The organism is Aliihoeflea aestuarii, from assembly GCF_024105665.1.
Taxonomy (GTDB): domain Bacteria; phylum Pseudomonadota; class Alphaproteobacteria; order Rhizobiales; family Rhizobiaceae; genus Aliihoeflea; species Aliihoeflea aestuarii.
Genome location: NZ_JAAAMK010000001.1, coordinates 596,554 through 620,023, shown reverse-complemented (window position 1 = coordinate 620,023; position 23,470 = coordinate 596,554). Strand labels below are relative to the sequence as shown.

The following is a 23,470-nucleotide window of genomic DNA, read 5'->3' as shown; positions in this document are numbered from 1 at the left end:
GCGGTTGGCTTGTTTGAAATGTTTGTTGGCGGGAGGAGTTGCTATTGTTAAATAGTGTTCCTGCGATCGTCGCGGTTTTTGGGCGCGCTTGGGTGGGGTAGGTGGGCGAGAAACCTGTAAGCATAAGGCTTGCTCCAGATTTTTCCTTCGTGGAAATGCCGGGCGGCAAACGGATTTCATTCACGCGCTCCGAGAAGCGGGCGCTCGCGGTGTTGGTGCGGCATCCGAACAGAATCCTGACCCGCGATCAGATTCTGGATGCGGTCACAGGGTCAGGCTCCGACAATGGCGACCGGAACATCGATTTCCTGGTCAATCGGTTGCGCCGCAAGCTTTCGGACAACGCCCGCGAGCCGCGATTCATCGCGACGCGCTATGGGGAAGGCTATGTCTGGATCGGTGGCGCTCCGAGCGTCGATGCCAACTACGCGGCCGCCTATCTCATAGTAGGCCCGCTCAAGGGAATCGACAATCTCGACGACCGCCGCGCCCTTGCCGAGAGGTTCGCGTCACATCTGCACGGAGCGTTCCGATCCGAATTACCACCCGAACGGCGAGTTATGCTTGCGCCGGATTGCCCGCCTGCACCCGACTTCACCGATACTATGCCTACCCTTTCGGTTGAGTTGACATTCTTCGAGGAACGCGGTGCGGTGAATTGCGTCGCCACGACGCGGCAATTTCGCTCAGGCCGGATATTGGCGGTTCGCCGCGTCATGGTGCCAGATGACGATCCAGCGCATTCCATACGATCCGCCGCCGAGGTGACAAGGCTCCTTCTAGCGGAGACCTGGCGGTCATTGGCCACGTATGTCGGGGATGATCTCCCGCTGCCGGTGCTGATGCAATCGGCCTCAACCCATCTGGAACTCGGCCCCGGCGTGCCGACCGACAGCGACGGGCATCTTCAGAAACTGGTGTCGCTGCACGAGAGCCGGGTCGTGGCTGCATGGAAGGAGAACGAGGTTCGGCTCAGGCATCTGCGGAAGGACAGCCCAGACGATGCGTCCCTCAAGGTGATGTATGCCACGCACATACATTCGAAGTACATCCAGTTCGGCTACAATCTGTTTCAGAACGGCATCGACGACCGGCCCCAGGACGAGAACGACATCGAGGCGCTGGTTCTCGAGGCGCTGCCTCATATCCAGTCCCAGCCGGAATACGCCATTATGGCGGCCAAGCTGCTTCATTTCCTTCAGCGCGGCTATTTCGACCTCGCACGCGAGTTATCCGAGGAAGCCTACGCTTCCAGCGTATCGGCGGCCGGATCGCTGGCGATCGTCGGCCAGTTCCGGGCGTTCGCGGGCGAAACCGAGGCTGCGCTGCGCTGCATCGATCAGGCGCTGAATCTCGTGCCTCCGGGCTCGAAGACGCATTTCTACACCCTCACCCTCAAGCTTCAGGCGTTGCGCGCGGTGTCGGACTACGAGCGCCTCCACGAAGCCAAGCGGCAGCTCTACCGCATGTCCGCCGCCCTTATGTTTCTGTACGAGCCGCTGTTTTCGCATCCCGAGAAGCTTTCACTTCGGGCCAAAGCGGTGACGATGACGCTTTCGCGCGGAAAGGCGGCGGCGCTGCTGAAGTGGCAGAGCTACGTATCGGCCCGGCTGTTCAGCGATCCGGCGCACAGGGAAAATGACATTCGCACCCTGTTGACGCTTGTCGTTCGGCGCTTCGGAAAGGCGGCTGTTCCCGATGAGCTTGTCGTGACGCATCCGCGCCTGCCCGACCGCTTTGCTTGAGGCGGCAGAGCCGGCGTCCGCGCCCATCCTTATGTGGATCCACATCACGCTCCGAGTGAGAGCGGGAAAACAGAACACAAAAAGAAGGCGCACCGAGCTTCGCGGCACGCCTTTAAGTGGGCATGTTTTATCCCGCCGTCCGACGACTGCAGGATGTGACTTCGGTGACGCAGACTACCGAAGACCTTCGAGATTCGGATCGAGGCGTGCGGCCGAGCCCCTGCCCCTGCCCGCACGCGTCAGATCGATGCCAGCATCCAACAACTGACGGTCGCTCAAGGAAGCCAAATAGCGCCTGTGCCATGCACGCAGCGGAGCTTTCCACAATCTTACAAGCAGCCTGTAGAGCCAGATGTCCCTCCCGTGACTGACCGCCGCGACACGCGTGCCCGCATCCTGGGCAACAAATTCAAACTTCTGCTCCTCCAACATGACCCCACCCATCGTTACCCCAAGTTTCAAGCGGAGACTGTTAGAGGCCAATTGTTGCACGACTATTTGAAGTTCGCTCTCTCGTTAGCCGCACAATTCCTAGGTTCCGCTAGCCGAGGCCGAATACTGCTTCTGCGCCGAGAGAGCGAGAGGCAGGCGGCGCGAGGCAAAAATCCAACACCATGTCGCAAACCATGAGGAGCCCCTCGAAAAGACGTCTAGCGGAAATGGCCCAGAAGTTTTCCGACCTGCAAAATTCGCTTGCTCCTCTAGCGGCTAGAGGATGCAGTCTTAATCAAGTCAGGATCAGGTGAGCCGCCGATGTTCCGCGAAACCACATTCAGAAAGCAGCAGACCGGAGGCCCTTGCGCGCTTCCGACCGATGCCGCGTTGTCACACACTTTCAAGGCCCGCGGGGCGAACAAGCCCGATCAGGCTTTAGTCCTCCGAGCCTCAACATCCGCGTTGCGGGGTCGGCCATGACCAGCAATCCCACGACCGTCACAGCGGCATTCCTTTTCACCGTTGCGGTTCTCGTTCTTGGCTATTCCGCCTTCGGCTTCTGGACGATGCTGATCTTCACCTCCGGATTCCTCGGCGGGTTCGTGCTGTGGCTGATCTTTCCGACAACCCCGTCCTTCACCGCGATCAGGACCCCGTACTTTCTTGCACTAGCGCTCTTCGCCCTTCACCGCATCGAAGAATACTCGATGGGCTTCTTCGAGAGGCTGGCGGAGATTACCGGCATAGTGACGCCCGAAGCCGCTTCCTGGCAGGTGATCCTGCTGGTCCTGCTGTCCGTTGGAGCGTGGCTGCTGATGCCCGTCCTGGTCAGCCGCGGGTACAGTTTCGGCACCTATCTCGCCTGGACCTTATTCGCTGCCATGGGCATCACGGAGCTCGCGCACTTTATCGTCTTCCCATGGTTTACCCCAGAGCCTTTTGCCTATTTTCCCGGCATGGCGACCGTCGTGCTGCTCGCGCCTGTAGCGTGGTGGGGCATGTGGCGTCTTTCCAAAGGAGCTTGATGTGACCGGCAATCCAGAGATCTCGAAGACGGGCCATGAAGGGCACGCGCACGAGGAGGGCCACGATCACGCACAGGTCGTGACCGCTTCGAACGAGCGGCGCATCCGATTCGTACTAATCTTCACGGCAAGCTACGCCATCGTGCAGGCGATCGGCGGCTGGTACTCAGGCTCGCTCGCGCTAATCGCGGATGCGGGCCACATGGTCTCCGACGCGGCCGCGCTGCTGCTCGCCCTGATCGCCTATCGCATCGCTCGGCGCGCGGCGGACTCCCAACGCACCTACGGTTTCCACCGGGTAAGGGTACTGGCGGCGCTCGCCAACGGCGCGACGTTGCTCCTGCTCGTGGCCTGGATCGCGTGGGAGGCCGTGCAGCGCATCAACGCGCCGGTGGAGATTCTGGCGGGCCCGATGCTGATCGTCGCGGTGATCGGCCTGGGCGTGAACGTCGCCGGCGCCTGGATCCTCTGGTCGGGCAACAAGGGCGACAGCAATCTCAGGGGCGCCTTCCTGCACGTCATCGGCGACCTGCTCGGCTCCGTCGGCGCGATCGCTGCGGCGATCGGGATCATGCTGACCGGATGGACGATACTCGACCCCATCCTGTCCGTGCTGGTGGCGGGGCTCGTCGTCAGATCCGCATGGAGCCTGGTCTCGGATTCGATCCGCGTCCTGCTGCAAGCTGTTCCGCGTGGTGTGGACGCGATCGAAGCGGAGCGCGGGCTCGCCGGCGTACCGGGCATCGCCGAGGCCGGGCACTTTCATGCCTGGACGCTGACGGACGAGACGAGCGTCGCCACAGTCCATGTCAGCCCGGCGACCGGAACGGATCCGCTCAGCCTCCCGCCGCTCGTCTCGGCCTGGCTCAAGGAGCGCTATGCGATCGACCACGTCACCGTGCAGGTCGACCCACGGGGCGAACTCAAATCCAATCATGAGTGATCCGGCCCCACAGCCGGATGGCTCATCCGCTCTCGCGAGCGGATCGCACTTCGGCGGAGACAAGATCAATCAGCTGCTGCGGCCCGAAGGACTGAAGGCTCTTGCCGTTTACGAAGAATGTCGGCGTCTGTCTGACCCCCAAAGCGTCGACATCGCTGGTATCCTGCCGCAGCACAGCCGCGACCTCGGCCGTGGTTGCGTCTTCGCGCGCGCGCTCGAGGTCGAGGCCTGCTGCGGCGGCGGCCTGCCAGGCGCGGTCGAGGTTCGGGTTGCCATGAATTGCCCACTCCGGCTGCGCGTCAAGAAGTGCTTCGAGCACCGGGACGAAGAGGTCCTGCCGTCGTGCCGCCTCGATGATCCCGACCGCCTGATCCGACCCGTCGTGGAAGGCCGCGTACCGGAACACGACCCTGACGTCATCGGGATACTGCGCAAGGATGTTCTTCACGAGGGGATGGAAGGCCCGGCAGGCTTCACAGGAGGGATCGAAGAACTCCACGATCGTCACAGGAGCATCCGGTGGCCCCATAACGGGAGAATGCTCCCGCACGAGAGCTTCGGCGCCGGACGGATCGAGGCTGCGCGCGCGGTTGTAGTAGAGCGCTGACGCCCCGAAGATTGCTCCTGCGGCCAATCCAACGGATAGGATGGTCACCTGTCGACGGTTCATTTGAAAACTCCAGGTCGGCACAAGGCAAGACTGCCGCCGATCGCGATGAACGCGAGCAGCGACACGAGCGGCAGCGGCACGCCGCCGAAAATGGTCATGTCGGCTCCCGAGCAGGACGGGCCGTCGCGGGCGCACGGCGTTATGCCCTCATCAATGAGGCCGAAGTACACCAGCGAGTGAAATGCCGCGATTGCAGCGCCGATTGCCACCAGCGGCAAGGCGTAGATCCTGATACCGACATCCAGCCTGAACGCCGCGATGCCGAGCACAATGGCAAGCGGGAACATGAACACCCGCTGGAACCAGCAGAGGTTGCACGGGGTCTGCCCCACGATCTCACCGATGAACAAGGCTGCCAGCGTCGACCCGGCCGCGATCAGCCAGGCCACTAACAGCCACCAGGAATTCCAGTCTTCAGCCGATTTGTTGGACACCTTGTCGAGCATCGTCTAGTCCCGGTCAGGCGCTCGCGAGACGGCGCAGTTTTTCCAGCCTCGTCTCGCGGGGTTCGTGCATGTCGAGAACGCCACCGAAGCTGCCGTCGCCGCGCATGAGGAAGACGCCGGCCGTGTGATCCATCGTGTACTGGCCGGCTTCGAGAGGCACCTTTGCCGCGTAGGCCGAGAATGCGTTCAGTGCGGCCTCGGTCTCTTCGGCCGTCCCCCGCAGCGCGGTGATGCGGCTGTCAAAGGAGGTCATGTAGCCGGCGAGCATGTCTTGCGTGTCCCGCTCCGGATCGACGGTGACGAACAGGACTTCAAGCTTGTCTGCATCCGGGCCCAGTTCGCCCATCAGGTCGGTCAGCTCGAACAGCGTCGTCGGACAAATCTCGGGGCAATGGGTGAAGCCGAAGAACACGACGTAGGGACGCCCCGCCAGCGACTGATTGTCCACCCGCTCTCCCTCATGCGACACGAGCGAGAACGGGCCGCCCACACGCGCTGCCCCGGTCGAAGCTTCCACAGGCTGGCGCTGCGCGGTCATCTGCGTCGACACCACCAGGTACGTGCCCAGCACCGCGATTGCGACCCAAACGCCGATGCGGAACAGCCTGACAAAGCTCATGGCGCATGGCCTCCATGTTCATCCTCTTGTCCCGCATTTCCACCCGGGTTCCTTTGCACCACGAACTCGACGGCCACTTCACCGGCATTCGCGAACTCGAGCGTCACCTCGAAGCGCTCGCCTTCCGAGAACGCACGTTCAGGATTGATGAACATGAGATGGGTACCGCCCGGCTGGAGCTCGACCGTCGCTCCGGGAGCTATCTCCTGCCCAGCGGGAAGAGGCCGCATACGGGCCACCCCGTCCTCGATACGCATCTCGTGGATCTCGACGCGTTCGGCGATCGTGGCACTTCCGCCGACCAGCGTATCGGGCTGCGACCCTGTGTTGGTCAGCGTCAGATAGCCGCCTATGACCGGAGCGTTGGCCGGTGCGAGACGCGACCACGGATGGCCGACCGCAATGTCGCCGACCGAAAAGTCGTGCGCCGCTGCGGGCGAGGCAATCAGCAAGCTGGACATGAACAGCGTCGCCATGGCGACGGCTTTGTTAGCATTGAACAATTTTTCCACTCCATATCGCACTCGACATGAGGCGTTCTGCGCCATCTCCGCCTTGCAGGAACAGGATGCACATCGCCGCATGTATGTGTCAGGCATCGCGAATGCCGCGCCAGGCCAACAAGCGCATGGCGTTGGCGGTGACCAGAACGGTAGCGCCGGTGTCGGCCAGGATCGCGGGCCACAACCCGGTCACGCCAAGGACGGTCGTGACGAGGAACACCGCCTTGAGGCCAAGCGACATGACGATGTTCTGCCAGATGTTGCTCATGGTTGCGCGCGAGAGCGAGACCATGTTCGCCACATCCTTGACACGACCGTGCAAGACCGCTGCGTCCGCGGTCTCCAGCGCGACGTCGGTTCCGCTTCCCATGGCGATGCCGATGTCGGCGGCGGCAAGTGCGGGCGCATCGTTGATTCCGTCGCCGACCTTGGCGACGAACGAGCCTGTCGCCCGCATCTCGCCGACGATCTTCTGCTTGTCCTGAGGCAAGAGCTCGGCGCGCGCTTCCATCCCGAGCGAGGCGGCAATCGCCTTGGCCGTGCGCTGGTTGTCGCCCGTCAGCATCACAGAGTCGGCGCCCAACTCGCGCAGCGCGGCGATGCCGGCCTTCGCGTCATCGCGTGGCTCGTCGCGCATGGCTATCAAACCGGCGACCTGTCCGCCTGCCAACAGCACCGACACGGTCTTGCCCTCGTCGTTGAGCGACGCAATGCGTGTGGTAAGGGCCTCGTCGAGCATGACCTGCTGGCCCGCCGCACGTGGCGAGGCGAAGAACAGCTTCACACCATCGAGCGTCCCCACAACGCCCTTGCCGCCAACAGCGCCCGCCTCCGATGCCGCGACCACTGGCACATTCTCCGCTTCGGCTTTTGCGAGGATCGCGACCGCAAGCGGATGGCTTGAGCCCACCTCCAGCGACGCGGCGAGGCGAAGTGTCTCGCGCTCGTCGCGCCCTATGCCGACGATGTCCGTCACCTTCGGCTTGCCCTCGGTCAGCGTCCCGGTCTTGTCGAAAGCCACGCTGTCGACCTTACCGAGGTTCTCCAGCACGGCTCCACCTTTCATCAGCAGGCCGCGCCGGGCGCCGGCGGAAAGCCCAGCCGCGATTGCGGCCGGCGTCGAGATGACGAGCGCGCACGGGCAGCCGATCAGCAGAACCGCGAGACCGCGATAGATCCATGTGTTCCACTCGGCTCCGCCCAGCAACGGCGGCAGGATAGCCACGAGCGCTGCCACGACCATCACGCCTGGCGTATAGTATTTGGAAAAGCGGTCGATGAAGCGTTCGGTCGGAGCCTTCGATTCCTGCGCCTCCTCGACCAGCGCAATGATGCGAGCGATCGTGTTGTCTGCCGCGGCCGCCGTGACGCGCACGCGCAGCACCCCTTCCTGGTTCACCGTGCCGGCGAACACCTTGTCGCCTTCCTCCTTTCGCTTGGGGACCGACTCACCGGTCACCGGCGCTTCGTCTACCGCGCTTTCGCCGGAAAGCACGACGCCGTCGGCCGGCACCCGGTCGCCCGGACGGATCATCACGATCGAACCGACCGTGAGGCTGTCCGCCGGAACGGTCCGTGTGCCTCCCTCGCTTTCAAGCAGCGCGGTCTTAGGCATCAGGTTCGAGAGCGCACGGATCGACGCTCGCGCCCGTCCCGTTGCGATGCCTTCCAGCAGTTCGCCGACAAGGAACAGGAAGACGACGACTGCGGCTTCCTCCGCAGCATCGATGATGACGGCGCCCACCGCCGCCACGGTCATAAGCGTCTCGATCGAGAACGGGCTGCCGTTCATCGCCCCGAACAGCGCCCGGCGCGCGATCGGCACGAGCCCGACGGCCATGGCGATGATGAAGCCCCAGGGTTGCGTTTGCGGAAAGAGTTGCGACAGCCCGAAGGCGATGGCGAGCGCCGCGCCGCAGACGATGGTCAGCTTCGCCTTCGATGTGCTCCACCACGGACCGTCGATCGGCCCATGGTCATGCCCGTGCATGCCGTGAAGCGAGTCGCCGGTCGGCACATTCGAGGCCCTGGATGGAGGGACACCGTCATGCGCGTTACCGCCGCCATGCGCATGGTGATCGTTGTCGTGCGAATGCTCATGCCCCTCGTGACGGCATTCCGGACCGTGGACATGACCGGAGGCGGGCGCCTTCTCTCCGGTTCGCGTCAGGGGGGACGCCTTGTAGCCAAGGCTGCCGAGCTTGCGCGCGACACCGTCGAGGTCGGTTTCCGGCCCGTGTGTCACCGTCATCGTGCCGGCGACGACCGAAACTCCTACATCTGTCACGGCCGGAATGCGGCGAACGGCTGTCTCGATCTTGGCCGCGCAGCTCGCGCAATCCATCCCCTCCACTCGAAAGCGCGTCTGGCGTTGCGGGACCGTCATAATCTACACTCCTGTATGTCAGGAGCAATTCCATACGACCTAGAGCAGCTAGAGGATCAAGAGGAAATTTCAGATTTTTCAGTTCCCGCTCTGCCGTGTGCTTCCCGTCAGTACATCGCGCTTCGGCTGGAGCCGGCGCGATGTTTCGTTACCGTGTCTAGCAAGGCCAGCGCCAGCTCGGTCATGAGGTGCTCGTTCACCTCGCAGGAGTGGAGACCTTGAGTATGCACGGACCTCTGCCTTGTACGCTTTTTCCCTGCCCTTTTTGGGCCGCCGCGCAACAAGCGCCGAATTCATGCGGGACTTCCAACCTGTCGCTAGCCCCATGCGCCAGATTGCCCCATTGGCCGAAACCTGCACCGCAGAAATAATCTGCTCCTCGCGGCGCTTTCAGCAGGATCGACACCGGTGCCCTTCTCTTCAGCCAGCGGCCGCACGCCGAAGCTTTTCCTCGCCGTCTTGCTGCTGGCGCAGCTCGCCTTTGCCGCGGCACAGTTCGTATCCGTAGCGCTATCCCGAAATCTATGGGCTGCAGACCTGGCAAACTTCATCCGTCCCCACCTTCTCGTGGCGGGCGTCATTCTTTTCGTCATAGGCTTCGCGCTTCCTCGGCGCTCCACGAAGATCGCGGGAGCAATCGCGCTTCTGGCTGCCGGCGTTCCCTATCTTTTCCTCCCGCCGCCGGCGCCCGCGGCGGCGGGAACGACGTTCACCGTGGTCTCCGCCAATGTCCTGGTCGACAATCTGGATCCGCGTCCCTTTCTTGCGCTTCCCGAGGTCGGCGAGGCGGATATCCTGGTGCTGCAGGAGGTGAGGCCGTTCTGGCAGAACACGTTGATCGCCAGAGGGCGCTGGCCCTTCGAAAGCAGCCGCGACCTTGCCGGCAACACCGACATGAAGGTTCTCAGCCGGTTCCCGATCCTCGACGAACGGACGGTCTTTCCCGAGAGCGGCGACACATACGGCAGGTTCGCCGTGCGCTTCGAGCTGTCGGTCGAAGGGAGGACGGTTGTTCTCTATGCAGTCCATCCACAGACTCCGCGCAGCCCCCGCGCTTGGGAAGCGCGCGCCGCGTACCTTCGGGATCTGGAAGCAGCCGTGAAGTCGGAGCCGTCGGACGCTCTGGTCGTCGTCGCCGGCGATTGGAACACGCCACCCTGGTCTCCGTTCTTTCTCGACTTCCTGTCCTCGACGGGATACCGGACGACCGAATCCCGGTGGTGGCCGCTGCCGACACGCTTCAGCATACGTCTCTGGTCGCTCACGCAGATCGGCACGCCAATCGACCGCATCGTCTTGTCGCCAACATTGGGGCTGGAGGATCTGACCCTGGGGTCGAAATTTGGCTCCAATCATCTGCCAGTCGTGGCGCGCGTGGTTATCCCGGATTGACGACCACCTAAAAGCGAAAACGAAGGACAGCCGCGCCGGCTGTGTGGGAACATGAGATGCGACCGCGCCTGACAGTACATGCGTTCGGAGCTGCCTTGTGGCTGGCCGGTGCGGGTCATGCCCTGGCGAGCCCTCCGACCGGCGTGTTTCTCTGGTATCCGGAGCAAGGCACGCCTACATCGCAGGACTGCGACGACATCGTCGCGCGTGTCGGGCCCTCACTGGAAAAGGCCGAAGCTTGGCTCTGGGGCCGCGCACCCTTCGGGTCGGAGCTGGAGTTCTATCTCTTCCTTACAAAGGACCGGATGGAAACGACGTTCTCCGCGGAAGGGGACTACGATACCGGGACATTGCGCCTGGGCCCAACGATCGGCGACGAAACGACGTTCGAGCTGGTTCCGGAGGATCATCCGACGATCACGATATCCGGCTCGATCGTGGCGCCAAAGGATAGCTCGGCCGTCACCATCATCCTTCGCGACGTGCCCTCGACGAACGGCCCTGCCGACAGGGTAGCGCACTACTGCCGGTTCGATGACGAGACCGAGGTCTAAGCCGACTCTCAGTGCTCGTTCGAGCACAGTTCGTGGTTGGCCAGAGACTGAATGACGTAACAGTCCCTGATCTGATCGCCGTGGCATCGGGTCGCGATGCGTTCGAGTTCGCGCTCAAGGGGCCTGAGCTTTGCAATCTTGTCCCGGACAATCTGCAGCTGACGAACCGCGATGTTGTCGGCATCCGCGCATGGCCGTTCCGGATGCTCGCTCAGCTCGAGCAGTTCACGAATGGCCCCGATCGTGAAACCGAGGTCGCGAGCGTGCTTGATGAAGGACAACCGTTCCCGTTCGCCAGGCTCATAACGCCTTTGATTGCCGCCCGAGCGGCCCGGCGCCATCAACAGACCCATCTGCTCATAGTAGCGGATGGTCGGAACTTTCACCCCGGTGACGCGCGACAGCTCTCCGATCGTCAGCATGATTACCTCCAGCTCTTATAGATATTGAAGGATGAATCGGTGTCCCGCAACAGTGCCGAATTGCCGCATCCCGAAGGCGGGCGCGGTTCACAGCCTTGCCCGATTCATCACGGACGTTCACGGCCACTAATCGTGGAGGGGACATAAGCGATGTACACAGGGATTTCTCGCCGGCTGCCAATCGCTCTTGACGCTGACAGTCGAACATGCCGAGATCTTGATTGCTGATGGTGACGGCTCCCCGGCCAGAGGCTTCCTGACGATCTGGAACGGCACGGATACTCACGCCTATCTCGCTAAGGTGAGCAGCGAAGCCTTTGCAAACATCAGGTTGATGCGTACACCATTCAATTCCGACGATGACGCGGCTGGGCCGGTCGGCGGCCCGCTTCTGGTTCCCGCGCACGCCGAACTGCAGATGCGTATTGGCGGCATCCACCTCCTGCTTGCCGATCCCGCGTCTCCGATCGACCAATCGGAAAGCCAACGCCTGATGCTGATCTTCGACGATGGCCAGGAAGTGGAAGTGTCAGCCTATCTCGTGCCGAGCTCCGATCGGCTGACCAGCCACCGGCACGGCGAGGCCGATCGTAGCGCGAACTAACGTGCAGCAAGCCCGCCGATCCTGGTAAAGGAAGGATTGCGAAAACCGCTGCGATTTGCAGCGAGTTTGAATCGAATACAAGCCATTGATTTTCTTCGATTTTGAGGTTTCTACGCTAGGCTTCTTCCCATCACTTCGGGGAGAGTCAAACAATGAAAAAGCTTTGGATGAGCGCACTCGCGCTCCTGGTTTTCTGCACGTCCGCATGGGCGAGTGCGTCACAGTTCAACCCCACCCAACCATACAACGCACGGAACATGGCGACGTTCGGTACGACCTCGATGCCGGTCGGATACTACGAGTATTGCCGTCGATATCGAGACCGATGCGCTCGCGCTCCGGCCGGCACGATGATCGAGCTGACGCGTGCGGCCTGGAGCGACATCGTCAGGGTCAACACGAAGGTAAACACTATCAAGGCGCTCACCGACATGGAAATCTACGGCGTCGAGGAGTTCTGGGAATACCCTACGACGGCAGCCGACTGTGAGGACTACGCGCTGCTGAAGCGCAAGCGCCTCAATGAAATGGGCTATCCGCTCGGCGCGTTGCTGCTGACAACGGCTCGCGACGCCCAGGGCGGGGGACACGCCGTGCTCACCGTCGTGACGAGCCTTGGCGACTTCATCCTCGACAATCTCGAGCAGAAGGTGCTGCTTTGGAGCGAGGCGAGAATCTACTTCCTCAAGCGTCAATCCCAGCGGGATCTCAACCAGTGGGTCAGCCTCATGAACGAGGACGATCTCCTGATATCCTCCGGCAACAACCACGCGCCCTCCACGGCGGCGGCCAGGGTCAGGAGATAGAGCGCGGTCGTTCCATAGAGCATCTCCATCCTGTTGTGCCCGATCCCGATACACACAAGCCAGAAGATGGTGGCAAGGGTGATATAGGCTGTCGAACCAGCAGCCAGCAGAGAGACCAGGCGCAAAAACATTGGTGGACCGGCAATTGGACAAATGCCGGTCCACTCTTTCATTGTCGGCTTCCCGACGCCACTCAACCCTATGTGACTATTCCGCTATTCCGGTTGGGTCTCCACCTGGGCCGGGCGCATCTCGCCCAGGATATGGCCGAAGCTGGCGAAGAACACAGCGCCGACAAAGCCGACGAGCAGAAGGACGACCAACAGGTTCTTGCGCGCTCTCCTGCGTACAAAATCGCGAGATTCTTCCAGGGTCATCTGCTCCAGCGAATTCATCGCATCCTCAATCCAAAAAGCCCTGACAAGGCGGCGCAGCCTCAATTCCGTCCTTCTTATCGGCTCTCCCCCGAGGACGGATAGTCGAACGTGCTGCGGTTCTTTGCCGCTCGCAAACATGTTAGGGGCAACATCTTCTTAACTATGATAGCCCCAAACTTACGGCTCGATCCCGAGGTCGGATCGGCGCGAAGGATCATGAAAGCGCGAACATGTTGCAAGCGATAAGGATAGGCGTGGTCGTTTTGCTTGCCCTTTTGGCGAGCGGGTGCGTGTCGACAGTTCTCGACGTCGACAACAAGGCGTCGCAGCCCATCCCTGCCGCCCTCCTTGCCGAAATGTCGCGCAAATCCATGTCGCCCTCTGCCCCGATCCTCGTCAGGATCTTCAAGCAGGAAAGCGAGCTCGAAATCTGGAAGCGCGACCGCAGCGGCCAGTTCGCCCTGCTCAAGACCTATCCCATGTGCCGCTGGTCCGGAAAACTCGGACCCAAGACGCGAGAGGGCGACCGCCAGGCCCCCGAAGGGTTCTACCACGTCAACGCGGGCATGCTTAACCCGAACTCGCAGTATTACCTCTCCTTCAACCTTGGCTATCCCAACCGCCTCGAGGCGGCGCTCGGCTACACGGGCGAAGCGCTCATGGTGCATGGCGCCTGTTCGTCGTCGGGATGCTTCGCCCTGACGGATGAGGGCGTGGCCGAGATCTACGCCGTGGCCCGCGAGGCCCTCAGGGGCGGCCAGCCTGCTTTCCAGGTGCAGGCGTTTCCATTCCGAATGACCGCCCAGAACATGGCGAAGCATCGCGACGACCCGAACTTCTCTTTCTGGACCGACCTGAAGCGCGGCTACGATATCTTTGAAGTCACCCGGCGCCAGCCCAGGGTCTCCCACTGCGGCCGCCGCTACGTCTTCGACATGGAGTTCCAGGGTGGAGAGCCGCGCGATCCTCTTGCCGCCTGTCCGCCGGCGGTGAAAGGGGACGACCCCGTCGTCGCTCGCAGGACGGAAGCCGACCTCCTCGCGATGCAGAGCATGGTGGAGAACGGCACGGCGCTCAGCGCTCATGCTTATGTCGACGGCGGAATGCACCCAAGCTTCCGTAGTCTTCTGGAGCGTTCCGGCGAGCAAACACTGGCAAAAAGAACGTCGCTGAGCTCCGTCCCTATCAGCCGGCCTTCCGCGGCGCTTGCAGACCCGCATTCGCCCAGGGAATAGAACGACAGCACGATGATCCGATTCCTCGCATTCCTCCTGGCTTTCATGGTCGCCGTCCATATGGCGGCGCCCACGGCCGTGGCTGCGAAGATGTCGTTTCAGGAGTTCGCGACGGCCGAGATCATGGCTGGCAGCGGCGGTTCCGAACTGCCGAACGATAGCAACGATGATGCGTTGCCACTGTCGCCGCACGCCACGACGAAATGCCATGACCACTGCGCCGGATTGACGATCTGGCTTTCACCCCACGCTGCCAGCGCGGGCCTGCTGTCGATACACGGCCGGGAGCAGGACCTGACGTTCGCCTTCATTCCCATCATCGTCCCACCGCCCCAATAGCGTCGAGCAGGCGAAACGGCCGGTAGGAGATCGAGTTTCTTCGGGCGCAGCCCCGAGGAAAGGCGGCTCCGATCCAGACGGTCGCAATTCGTCCTCACCAATTGCTTTCCGCGGGGAGCAATGGACCACGACCGTATTGGGAGCAAAGCATTGACAACCACACCATCACGCACAGGCCTGTCCCGACGGCAAGTCCTGACCCTTGCCGCATCCTCGGCCGCATCCTTGACGCTGGCCGGCTGCACGACCACCGATATCCAGCCCGTCGCGGTGGTGCCGGAAACGCCGAGCATCGATCCCTCCTTCGTCTCCATGTACCGGGCGATGCCGGAAGAGGATTTCCCGATCCCCGCCGTCGACCTGAGAAGGGTCGACCGGCAGTTCTACCGTCAGTTCGTCGACGACCCGACGGGCGAACGTCCCGGAACCGTCGTCGTCGATACGCAGTCCTTTTTCCTCTATCTGGTTCTGCCCGACGGCAAGGCGATGAGATACGGCGTCGGCCTCGGGCGGGCGGGGTTCACCTGGTCCGGTGAAGGGGTCATCCAGTGGAAGCGGCCCTGGCCGGTCTGGACCCCGCCGGCGGAGATGATTGCGCGCCAGCCCGAGCTGGAAGAATTCAGCGCCGAGAACGGGGGCCAGCCGCCCGGGCTCGACAATCCTCTCGGTGCGCGGGCGCTCTACATCTTCCAGAACGGGCAGGACACCCTCTACCGCCTGCACGGCTCGCCCGAGTACTGGACCATAGGGCGCGCGGTGTCGAGCGGCTGCGTCCGTCTGATCAACCAGGACATCATCGACCTCTACGATCGTGTCTCGATCCCCTCGCCAATCATCGTGCGCAGCGGTCCGAGAGCGATCGCCTGACGCCAAATTAGCGCTTGCTCCTCCAGGGGCTAGAGCTTGCAAAGTAGAAGCTCACCAAAGGAAACGACCATGAAACGTCGAAACGTTCTATATGGCCTGTCCGCTCTCGGAGCGGCGGCCGCCTTTCCAGCTCTGACGCTTGCCCAACCGACTCCCGAAGACCTGCTCGCGCCGGGAGCGCTCGCGGAAAAAAGCTTCGGTCCGGAAGATGCTCCGGTCACCGTGATCGAGTACGCGTCGCTGACCTGCGGCCACTGCCGCAACTTCCATCTGAATGTCTGGCCCGCCTTCAAGGAGAAATACGTCGATACGGGCAAGGTCCGCTTCATCATGCGCGAGTTCCCGTTCGATCCGCGCTCTTCGGCCGGATTCATGCTGGCCAGGTGCGCCGGCGACGACAAATGGTACGCCACCATCGACCTGCTCTACCGGACCCAGGACAACTGGGCGCGGTCCTCCGACGGCTCAGGCTCGCTCAAGGCCGTCATGGGCATGACCGGGATGGACGAGGCCGCCTTCGAGGCATGCCTGCGGAACGAGGAACTGCAGCAGCAAGTGCAGGCTGTATTCGAAGCAGGTCGTGAGTTCGGCGTCGATTCGACGCCGACCTTCTTCGTCAATGGCGAGATGTACAAGGGCGTCCTCAGCATCGACCGCTTCAGCGAGATCGTCGATCCGCTGATCGCGGCGAGCGGCCAATAGGGGGAGGGCGCATGATGGGAATTCGCTCTCTCACTTTCCGGCTGAAGGTCCAAGGGTTCGTTGCGGTTGCGATGATGGCGGCGATGCTGCCGCCACTGGCTCACGCTCAGGATGACGAAGTCGTCGCGCGCGTCAACGGCCAGGAGATCACGGCCGCCGATCTCGCAATCGCCGAAGAAATGTATGGACCCCAGCTCGGCCAGATGCCGGAAGACGCCAGGCGTTCCGTTCTCGTGAACGCGCTCATCGAGCTGCGCATCGTGGCCGACGCCGCTCGCGAGGCAAACGTCACGGAACAGGACGCGTTCAAGCGTCAGCTGGCGTTCTTCGAGGCCCAGACGCTTCGATCCGTGTTCATAGAGCAGCGCGTGGCCGATGCGGTGACGGACGAGGCGATAAGGGCCGCCTATGATGGCCAGGTAGGCAGCTTTCCGACCGTGGCCGAACGGAAGTTGCGGCATATCCTCGTGGGCACCGAAGACGAGGCAACAGACATCATCAACGCGCTGGAAGCCGGGCAGTCCTTTGCCGATCTAGCGCAGGAACGCTCCATCGATGCGGTGTCGAAGGCAAAGGGAGGGGATCTCGGCTTCGTCGCGGAAGGGGAGATCATGCCGGAAGTCGAGGAGGCCGCGGCCGAGCTCGAACCGGGACAGTTCACCCGGTCGCCGGTCGCCACCGCCTTCGGCTTCCATGTCGTGATGCTGGAGGAAGCACGCAATCGGCCGCCGCCTGCATTCGAGACGGTCGAACCGCAGATCCGGCAGGCGCTCGCGTCCGCCGAAGAGCAACGGCTTCTCGCGGGGCTACGCGCCGCCGCCCAGGTCGAAAAGCTCGTTCCCGACGTCACGCCGCCACAGGCGGACGACGGGCACGATCACTGATCGCACACTTCAGCAGCTATTGAGGGGCTTACCATGATGGATCGCAGATCGTTCGCAACAGGGTTGATCGCAGCGCTGTCGGCAGTCCAACTGCCGACCGCGGCGCTGGCTCACAGAAGGGTCGAACTCGACCCGCGCTTTCTTCCCCAAACCGTCGTCTCGCCATACGCTCAGCCAGCCGGTACGATCGTGGTCGCCCCGCGGGACCGGTTCCTGTACCTGATCGAGGGCAGAGGTGCGGCACGACGCTACGGGATTGGCGTAGGCAAGGCGGGTCTCGCATTCTCCGGCTCCGCGATCATCGAACGCAAGGCGAAGTGGCCCGCCTGGCGGCCGACCGCCAACATGATCAGACGCGATCCCGCGAGATACGCGAGATACGCGAATGGCGTCCCCGGCGGGCCGGGCAATCCGCTGGGTTCCCGCGCGCTCTACCTCTACCGCGACGGTCGCGACACGTACTACCGCATCCATGGCACGACCGAGCCATGGACGATCGGTCAGGCCGTATCCAACGGCTGCATCCGCATGGTGAACGAGCATGTGGAAGAGCTCTACGAGCGTGTGCCGCTCGGCGCCCGGGTCGTGGTGGTTTGATGGAAAGATCGGTGCTGGTCATCGGAGCCGGGCAGGCGGGTCTCGCGGCCGCGTACCACCTGGCCCGGGCCGGCGCCGACTATTCCATCGCGGATGCGAACCGGCGCGTCGGTGACAGCTGGCGGGCGCGCTACGACGCGCTGACCCTGTTCACGCCGCGCCAGTTCAGTGCGCTGCCCGGACTGGAGCTTTCCGGAAATCGCGAGGGCTACTCCAACCGGGACGAATTCGCCGACTATCTGGAAGCCTATGCGTCGCGCCTGAAGCTGCCGGTCGAAACCGGAAGACGGGTTGTTCGCCTTTCCAGGCTCGACGATGGACGTTTCGAGGCGACATTTGAGGACGGCGGAAAGCGGCAAGCGAGCGAGATCATCGTGGCGGCTGGCGCCTTCCAGGTCCCCAGAATTCCAACTGTCGCCGGGAAGTTCGGCAGCGATGTGCTCCATTTGACGACCGACATCTTCCGCAACGCCAACCAGTTGCCGGACGGCCCTGTGCTGATCGTGGGGGATGGTGCGAGCGGCCGCGACATTGCTGTCGAGTGCAGAAGAACTCAACCGGTGATCCTGGCGACCGGAAAGCCTCGAAAGCTGCTGCCCGAACGCATTCTGGGAAAGTCGATCTGGTGGTGGCTTCATCTTACCGGCGCTTTGACGGCATCGCCGGACTCCTTGCTAGGCAGCAGGGTCAGGGCAACCGACGCCTTCCCCGACCGTGACCGCAGCCTCGAAAGCCTGAAAAGAAAGGACATACGGATCGCGCCGCGGCTCGTGAATGCAGACGAGACGACAGCGCGGTTTTCGGACGGAAGCTCGGCCGAGGTCCGAACCGTCGTCTGGACGGTCGGCTACCGCGACGACAGTTCCTGGCTCGACGTTCCTCTTGCCGTGAATGAAGACGGTTCCTTCCGCCACGAAGCCGGGGTTTCGCCGGTCAAGGGCCTTTATTTCGTCGGGCGACCCTGGCAGCGAAACAGGGCTTCGGCGCTGATCATGGGAGCAGGACCCGACGCCGAGCTTGTCGTCCAGAGGCTTCTGGCTGATCGGGGGGGATGAGCGCGGCCGACCGGTCGATCACTCACGCACCGATCGCACGGCCTCCGCCAGCGGCTCCTTGCCCACGGCGCCAACGACGATTCGTTCGCCCACGACGAACGATGGGGTTCCTGTCAGTCCAAGAAGCTGAGCCAGCGCCAGGTTCGAAGCGATGACCGTCTCGATCTCTGGAGACCCCATCTCTGCCTCGACACGCGCGCGATCAAGACCCATTTCCTCTACAAGCGACAAAGCTCGGCCTGCGTTGGCCTGACCCTGCATGGCCATCAGCCGGGCATGGAAATCGCGCGCGCTCGCGTCGTCGCCCAGGCGTTTCACGGCGAGGGCGACTTTCGCAGCCTCGATGGATCCCGGACCGAGGATGGGGAAATCCTTCAGGACGACACGCAATTGTGCATCCTCGGCCAGCAATGCCTTTATGTCTGGAAAAGCTCTTTTGCAGTAGCCGCAGTTGAAGTCGAAGAACTCGACCAGCGTCACATCGCCATCGGGATTGCCGAGGACGAGATCGGCGGCGCTCCGCAGCAGGACGTCCTGCTCGGCCCGGATCGTCTCCGCCCTGGCTTCTTCTTGCGCCTTCTGCGAGCGGTTCTCAAGTTCGAGCAACGCTTCCTTGATTATCTCGGGGTTCTCGAGAATGTACTCGCGGACGATTTTCTCGACCTCCGAGCGATCAATCGTCTCTGCGATCGCCGCCGGGGTCGCCATCAGGAGAATGGCGAAGGTTCGGACCAGCGCAACACGCAACAATTTGATTCTCATCGGTTCCTCACCGCGCTAGCTCCAGCCCCCGCCGAACGTGCGATAGAAGATGTGCTTGCCGATCTGCGTCATCCGTTCCATCGACTGAGCCCATTTAGGATGGACGTAGGTGGCGTTGTAATGTGTCGACGACGCGACTTCCGGCAGGAAAATCTTACCCGCGGTGACGGCAAGCGCAACATCCTTTGCGAGCCGATAGGCCCGGCGATCCGAAATCACGTCAGGGACTCCGTCGCAAGCGAACGAGAACTGGCATCTGTTGAGCATGTGCTGATTCTGATAAACCACATCGCAGACGGTGTCGGGATAAGCCGGGTTCCTAACCCGGTTCAAGATTACCTGGGCGACAGCCGCCTGCCCTCTCGATTTCTCGCCGCGCGCCTCGAAATAGATTCCGGTCGCGAGGCACTTCTGCTCGGCGGCGGAGAACACCATCTTTGGAAGTGGCACCCTCATCCACGGGTGGTCACCCTCCGCCATGGGCGGAACGAAGCGGCCGCCGGCGTCCTGACCGCCAAGCAGCGCATCGAAGGGTGCGGACGTTGCGTGGTATGGATCGCTCGGAGCGTAGGCGGTCGCCAGAACGTCGGCACGGTCGTTGCTGACGAGATCCGCCAGGATCGGAGGCACGCCCTCAAGCCGGTGAGTCTCCGCGCGGTGAAGGATCGTTATTGCGTTCCGGACACCCGGAGCTGCCTCCGGCAGGAAGCCGCGCAAGCCCTCCGGAGCGTCAAGGCGGCTCGAGAAGAGGATGGCAGCCAGCCTCGTTCCATCGAAAACGCCTTTCGAGGCGGTTACGGAAAGCGTTGCCGTTTTGCCTGAATCGGAGGTCTGGCTTTGCAGAAGATCTCGCTTTGAGGCGTTATCGGAGAAATCGCCGCTCCGGCTCGCGGACGGCCCGGTCGCAAACGTTTCCACCCCAGTAGCCGACCCAAGTCTGAGCGTCCGAAGATGGGAGCATGCATCCTCACCCCGAACACCATTGCGCTGTACGAGAACAGTGCCGGTCGCAAGCTCGGAACGCATGTCCTGGATGGCGGTCGGCGACGCGAACCCGAAGGTCAGCGAGCTTGCAAACAGGATTGCCAGAATCCGACCTCGGCGGGCCATGGAAGTGGATTCCGAGCCTTGGCTTTGCTTCGACGACAACGACCGATCTCCTGAGGTGGTCTCGGAAGCAAAATGAATTGTTAACCTTGATGATCGGTTAAGACGCTGCACACGGGGCGTCTGTTTGAGAGATAATCGGTCGGCTTGTCCGCTATAGACCGACATGAACGGCTGGGAGCGCGGCCGATTGTTCGATAATCATGAGGTAGGGGCTTCAGCCCTATTCTCACCGGTCAGAACTCGCGGGTGCAACTACGCGCTACAATTCCCATTGTGCGACTTTCGAAGGTTTCGGGTAGACCATCCTGCACCACTGCGTACGTAGATTTTCCGATGATCAGCCTTACGGGCGGCATGTGGTGTCAACAGGGTCTTTCCAGGCGACTTTTGTTGCCCGACAGGGTTGTCGCCTGACGAGACGTATCACCAGGCCGCAGATCTCGTGAATTCTCCGATGGTCCGTGCCTCTGACTGCGGTCAAAATGCGCAAGCGGCTACCATCCTATCACGGCCACGGACCAGAGCAGGTTGATGTTGAGCGCGATGATGGTGACGGCGATCAGCGCGCAGAGCGCGGTCAGCCAGAGCGGGGCGACCATGTCGCCCATCTTGGCCTTGCTCGCGGTGAACATGACCAGCGGCACGATGGCGAAAGGCAACTGGAAGCTCAGCACGACCTGGCTGAGGATGAGCAACTGGCCGGTGCCTGAACTCCCCCATATCAAAATCACGATGACCGCCGGGACGATCGCGATCGAGCGTGTGACGAGCCGGCGCAGCACTGGACTGATACGGAAATTGATGAAGCCTTCCATGACGATCTGGCCAGCCATTGTGGCGGTCACGGTGGCGTTTAGGCCGGAGCACAGCAGTGCGATGCCGAACATCGTCGGTGCGAGCGAACCGCCGAGCAGAGGCGCTAGCAGCGCATGGGCCTGATCGATCTCGACAATCTCGGTGTTGCCGCTCGCGTGAAAGGTTGCCGCAGCGAGGATCAGGATAGAAGCGTTGATGGTCAGGGCGAACATCAGCGCGATGGTCGAATCCCAGGTCGCCATACGCAACGCCTCGAACCTTCGTGCCGGCGTCGTCTCCCAGTTGCGCGTCTGCACGATGCCGGAGTGGAGGTAGAGATTGTGGGGCATCACGGTGGCGCCGATGATGCCCAGTGCGATGTAGAGCATCTCCGGATTGGTCACGATATCGGTCGAGGGCGCGAAGCCTGCGATCACACCTGCCCAGTCCGGATCGGCCATGGCGATCTGCACGAAGAAGCAGGCGGTTATGACCGCCAGAAGCGTGATGACAAATGCTTCAACCCAACGGAAGCCGCGGTTCTGCAGCCACAGGATCAGAAACACGTCGGCGGCGGTGATGAAGACGCCGATTTCGAGCGGGATACCGAACAGCAGGTTGAGACCGATTGCCACGCCGATGACCTCGGCAAGGTCGGTGGCGATGATCGCGGCCTCCGCGAAAATCCACAGCGGCCACGACACCCATGACGGATAGGCATCCCGGCAGGCCTGCGCTAGGTCGCGCCTGGACGCGATGGCGAGGCGCGCGCACAGCGATTGCAGCAGGATCGCCATTACGTTGGACAGTAGCGCCACGAACAGGAGCGTGTAGCCGAACTTGGCGCCGCCGGCGAGCGAAGTCGCCCAGTTGCCGGGGTCCATATAGCCGACTGCGACCAGATAGCCTGGGCCGACGAAGGCGAGAAACCTTCGGAACACCGTGCTGCCACGCGGCACGACGATCGAGCCAAAGACTTCGGAGAGTGACGGCGTCGGGCTGGTGCGACGCCAGCCATTGTGGCCGGCCACGGACAACGAGGGTTCCGAATCCAAGGATGGAGAAGACATATGGCTGTCTGTTGCGAATGATTTTCAATTGCAAGATAGATATATCGCTGACAGTCGTCAATGCGTTTGTCATGGCAGGTTGCAGTAAGGTCTCACTCGTCGGCAAGGTTGCTTTGATGATAGCGAAAAGAGCTGCCCCCGCTTCAGCATTGTGGCGTGTCGGGTACCGTAACCCTTGGTGCGACCAAGGCTCGATAAACGTGAGGGGACGAATGATTGACAACAGCTTTGCGCCCATGCGCTCAATGGCAGGGGTGAGCAGTTCTAGGTAGTCACTAGCCACGACTCAGCCGAATATCGCGCGCGGCATCCGGCATTTTCATTCTGCTGAAATCGCAACTGCGTTAAATCAATATGGGTGCGACTGAAGACGATCCGACACAGTGATTCAGCTGAAACTTTCACGCTGGGTGCATGCGGTTGGCCTGCTGCCGATTTTCCTACGCGTGGTTACGGCAAAACGCGCGCTACGGCGCCTACGACACGCTCACCCCGGCTCTGGAACCGCTTCACCGCTCCCCTACTTCCATGACGCTCGCTGCCGACGCCCGCAAGCGTGATGACTGGTTCGACAGCCGATACCGGCTCGCTCTAACGGAAGGCGAGCGCGCAGACCTCACGGCCTACCCGGAGGCCGCTGGCAATGCCGACGAGCCCTATCGGAAGTTCGAGGGACCGGGGTCGGTATTCCACTTCGCCTGGAAGGAACTGACGACGTTCGTCTGCACGTTGAAAAAGCTGTTCAATGGCCGACGCCGAGATCACCTCTGCCTAGCTGGCGGGCCAGGGGGGCGTTTTGGCGCCTGGCCACAGATCGCGCCCGACATCGTGCGCGACACGCTTTTCCGCTTCGAGATGAACCTGCGGGAATCCCCATCCTCGGCCTCGTCGGTGCCGGCGGGATCGGCTTCTACATCAAAACCTATGTCCGCACCTTCCAGTAAGAAAAGGTCGCCACGCTGACGATCGTCGTCGTCCTGTTCGTCGTCGTGATCGAACTGGCCAACAACGCGATCCGCACGCTGCTGCGATAGAGGCAAGATAGAAGACTTGCACGACGAACGCGGGCTCAATGCCCGCGCCCCGGCCTCGATCGAGCGGCGCGGCGCAATGTCACGCGGGACAAG

At 62.2% G+C, this 23,470-nt stretch carries 25 protein-coding genes; 15 read left to right on the top strand and 10 right to left on the bottom strand.

What is annotated here, in order from left to right; genetic code table 11:
* Positions 1-101: 101 nt before the first annotated feature.
* The 3 genes from GTW25_RS03095 (at position 102) to GTW25_RS03085 (ending at position 4,148) form a co-directional block, all read left to right on the top strand.
* Entirely contained in the window at positions 102-1,745 is a 1,644-nt protein-coding gene (locus tag GTW25_RS03095; protein WP_126006798.1) for a winged helix-turn-helix domain-containing protein, read from the top strand.
* 911 nt (positions 1,746-2,656) lie between these two features.
* Complete coding sequence (locus GTW25_RS03090; RefSeq protein ID WP_126006796.1) at positions 2,657-3,205, top strand: hypothetical protein; 549 nt, start codon at positions 2,657-2,659, stop codon at positions 3,203-3,205.
* 1 nt (position 3,206) lies between these two features.
* A complete protein-coding gene (locus GTW25_RS03085; RefSeq protein ID WP_235897757.1) occupies positions 3,207-4,148 on the top strand; it encodes a cation diffusion facilitator family transporter in 942 nt (313 codons plus the stop codon).
* A gap of 22 nt (positions 4,149-4,170) precedes the next feature.
* Here the strand turns inward: GTW25_RS03085 and GTW25_RS03080 are convergent, their stop codons facing one another.
* The 5 genes from GTW25_RS03080 to GTW25_RS03060 are packed head-to-tail and all read right to left on the bottom strand — an operon-like array spanning position 4,171 to position 8,772.
* Positions 4,171-4,818 (bottom strand): DsbA family protein, encoded by a 648-nt coding sequence (locus tag GTW25_RS03080; RefSeq protein WP_126006794.1) that lies wholly within the window; start codon positions 4,816-4,818, stop codon positions 4,171-4,173.
* Positions 4,815-5,264 carry a disulfide bond formation protein B gene (locus GTW25_RS03075; RefSeq protein ID WP_126006792.1) on the bottom strand — a complete coding sequence of 150 codons (450 nt, stop codon included), beginning with the start codon at positions 5,262-5,264 and terminating at the stop codon, positions 4,815-4,817. Before GTW25_RS03075 ends, GTW25_RS03080 begins: the two co-directional genes overlap by 4 nt.
* Before the next feature lie 13 nt (positions 5,265-5,277).
* Positions 5,278-5,883 carry an SCO family protein gene (locus tag GTW25_RS03070; RefSeq protein WP_126006790.1) on the bottom strand — a complete coding sequence of 202 codons (606 nt, stop codon included), beginning with the start codon at positions 5,881-5,883 and terminating at the stop codon, positions 5,278-5,280.
* Positions 5,880-6,431, bottom strand: a complete 552-nt coding sequence (locus GTW25_RS03065; protein ID WP_235897755.1) for a copper chaperone PCu(A)C — start codon at positions 6,429-6,431, stop codon at positions 5,880-5,882. The genes GTW25_RS03070 and GTW25_RS03065 overlap by 4 nt, the downstream gene beginning before the upstream one ends.
* 43 nt (positions 6,432-6,474) lie before the next feature.
* Positions 6,475-8,772, bottom strand: coding sequence for a heavy metal translocating P-type ATPase (locus GTW25_RS03060; protein WP_126006787.1), 2,298 nt, complete (start codon positions 8,770-8,772; stop codon positions 6,475-6,477).
* 408 nt (positions 8,773-9,180) lie between these two features.
* Between GTW25_RS03060 and GTW25_RS03055 the strand changes: the two genes are divergently transcribed.
* Both GTW25_RS03055 and GTW25_RS03050 read left to right on the top strand, forming a co-directional pair.
* On the top strand, positions 9,181-10,164 hold the full coding sequence (locus GTW25_RS03055) for an endonuclease/exonuclease/phosphatase family protein (protein ID WP_161601182.1): 984 nt from the start codon (positions 9,181-9,183) through the stop codon (positions 10,162-10,164).
* Between the two features lie 56 nt (positions 10,165-10,220).
* Entirely contained in the window at positions 10,221-10,718 is a 498-nt protein-coding gene (locus GTW25_RS03050) for a hypothetical protein (RefSeq protein WP_126006784.1), read from the top strand.
* 8 nt (positions 10,719-10,726) lie between these two features.
* Here the strand turns inward: GTW25_RS03050 and GTW25_RS03045 are convergent, their stop codons facing one another.
* Positions 10,727-11,140 (bottom strand): MerR family transcriptional regulator, encoded by a 414-nt coding sequence (locus GTW25_RS03045; RefSeq protein WP_126006782.1) that lies wholly within the window; start codon positions 11,138-11,140, stop codon positions 10,727-10,729.
* Between the two features lie 187 nt (positions 11,141-11,327).
* On the opposite strand from GTW25_RS03045, the gene GTW25_RS03040 reads away from it, so the two are divergent.
* On the top strand, positions 11,328-11,744 hold the full coding sequence (locus GTW25_RS03040) for a copper chaperone PCu(A)C (RefSeq protein WP_126006780.1): 417 nt from the start codon (positions 11,328-11,330) through the stop codon (positions 11,742-11,744).
* A 152-nt stretch (positions 11,745-11,896) separates the two neighbouring features.
* Positions 11,897-12,550 (top strand): transglutaminase-like cysteine peptidase, encoded by a 654-nt coding sequence (locus GTW25_RS03035; RefSeq protein ID WP_126006778.1) that lies wholly within the window; start codon positions 11,897-11,899, stop codon positions 12,548-12,550.
* 215 nt (positions 12,551-12,765) lie between these two features.
* On the opposite strand, the gene GTW25_RS03030 is transcribed toward GTW25_RS03035, so the two are convergent.
* Positions 12,766-12,990, bottom strand: coding sequence for a hypothetical protein (locus GTW25_RS03030; RefSeq protein ID WP_126006776.1), 225 nt, complete (start codon positions 12,988-12,990; stop codon positions 12,766-12,768).
* Positions 12,991-13,157: 167 nt separating this feature from the next.
* Here GTW25_RS03030 and GTW25_RS03025 point away from each other — a divergent pair, with 167 nt between their 5' ends.
* The 7 genes from GTW25_RS03025 (at position 13,158) to GTW25_RS02995 (ending at position 18,606) form a co-directional block, all read left to right on the top strand.
* Positions 13,158-14,162 (top strand): L,D-transpeptidase family protein, encoded by a 1,005-nt coding sequence (locus tag GTW25_RS03025; RefSeq protein ID WP_201744836.1) that lies wholly within the window; start codon positions 13,158-13,160, stop codon positions 14,160-14,162.
* 12 nt (positions 14,163-14,174) lie between these two features.
* Entirely contained in the window at positions 14,175-14,501 is a 327-nt protein-coding gene (locus GTW25_RS03020; RefSeq protein WP_126006774.1) for a hypothetical protein, read from the top strand.
* 150 nt (positions 14,502-14,651) lie between these two features.
* Complete coding sequence (locus tag GTW25_RS03015; RefSeq protein WP_372493038.1) at positions 14,652-15,368, top strand: L,D-transpeptidase; 717 nt, start codon at positions 14,652-14,654, stop codon at positions 15,366-15,368.
* A 69-nt stretch (positions 15,369-15,437) separates the two neighbouring features.
* The gene (locus GTW25_RS03010; protein WP_126006772.1) at positions 15,438-16,070 is read left to right on the top strand and encodes a DsbA family protein; all 633 of its coding nucleotides are present in this window, start codon (positions 15,438-15,440) and stop codon (positions 16,068-16,070) included.
* An 11-nt stretch (positions 16,071-16,081) separates the two neighbouring features.
* Positions 16,082-16,954, top strand: coding sequence for a peptidylprolyl isomerase (locus GTW25_RS03005; protein WP_126006770.1), 873 nt, complete (start codon positions 16,082-16,084; stop codon positions 16,952-16,954).
* Positions 16,955-16,987: 33 nt separating this feature from the next.
* A complete protein-coding gene (locus GTW25_RS03000; protein ID WP_126006768.1) occupies positions 16,988-17,551 on the top strand; it encodes a L,D-transpeptidase in 564 nt (187 codons plus the stop codon).
* A gap of 11 nt (positions 17,552-17,562) precedes the next feature.
* A complete protein-coding gene (locus GTW25_RS02995) occupies positions 17,563-18,606 on the top strand; it encodes a flavin-containing monooxygenase (RefSeq protein WP_245451389.1) in 1,044 nt (347 codons plus the stop codon).
* An 18-nt stretch (positions 18,607-18,624) separates the two neighbouring features.
* Here the strand turns inward: GTW25_RS02995 and GTW25_RS02990 are convergent, their stop codons facing one another.
* From GTW25_RS02990 to GTW25_RS02980, 3 genes are all read right to left on the bottom strand, one after another.
* The gene (locus GTW25_RS02990; RefSeq protein WP_235897753.1) at positions 18,625-19,314 is read right to left on the bottom strand and encodes a DsbA family protein; all 690 of its coding nucleotides are present in this window, start codon (positions 19,312-19,314) and stop codon (positions 18,625-18,627) included.
* A gap of 69 nt (positions 19,315-19,383) precedes the next feature.
* On the bottom strand, positions 19,384-20,517 hold the full coding sequence (locus GTW25_RS02985) for a cell wall hydrolase (RefSeq protein WP_235897752.1): 1,134 nt from the start codon (positions 20,515-20,517) through the stop codon (positions 19,384-19,386).
* 455 nt (positions 20,518-20,972) lie between these two features.
* On the bottom strand, positions 20,973-22,343 hold the full coding sequence (locus tag GTW25_RS02980) for an Nramp family divalent metal transporter (protein WP_126006760.1): 1,371 nt from the start codon (positions 22,341-22,343) through the stop codon (positions 20,973-20,975).
* Positions 22,344-22,757: 414 nt separating this feature from the next.
* On the opposite strand from GTW25_RS02980, the gene GTW25_RS02975 reads away from it, so the two are divergent.
* Entirely contained in the window at positions 22,758-23,306 is a 549-nt protein-coding gene (locus GTW25_RS02975) for a hypothetical protein (RefSeq protein ID WP_205665502.1), read from the top strand.
* The last annotated feature ends 164 nt before the right edge of the window (positions 23,307-23,470 follow it).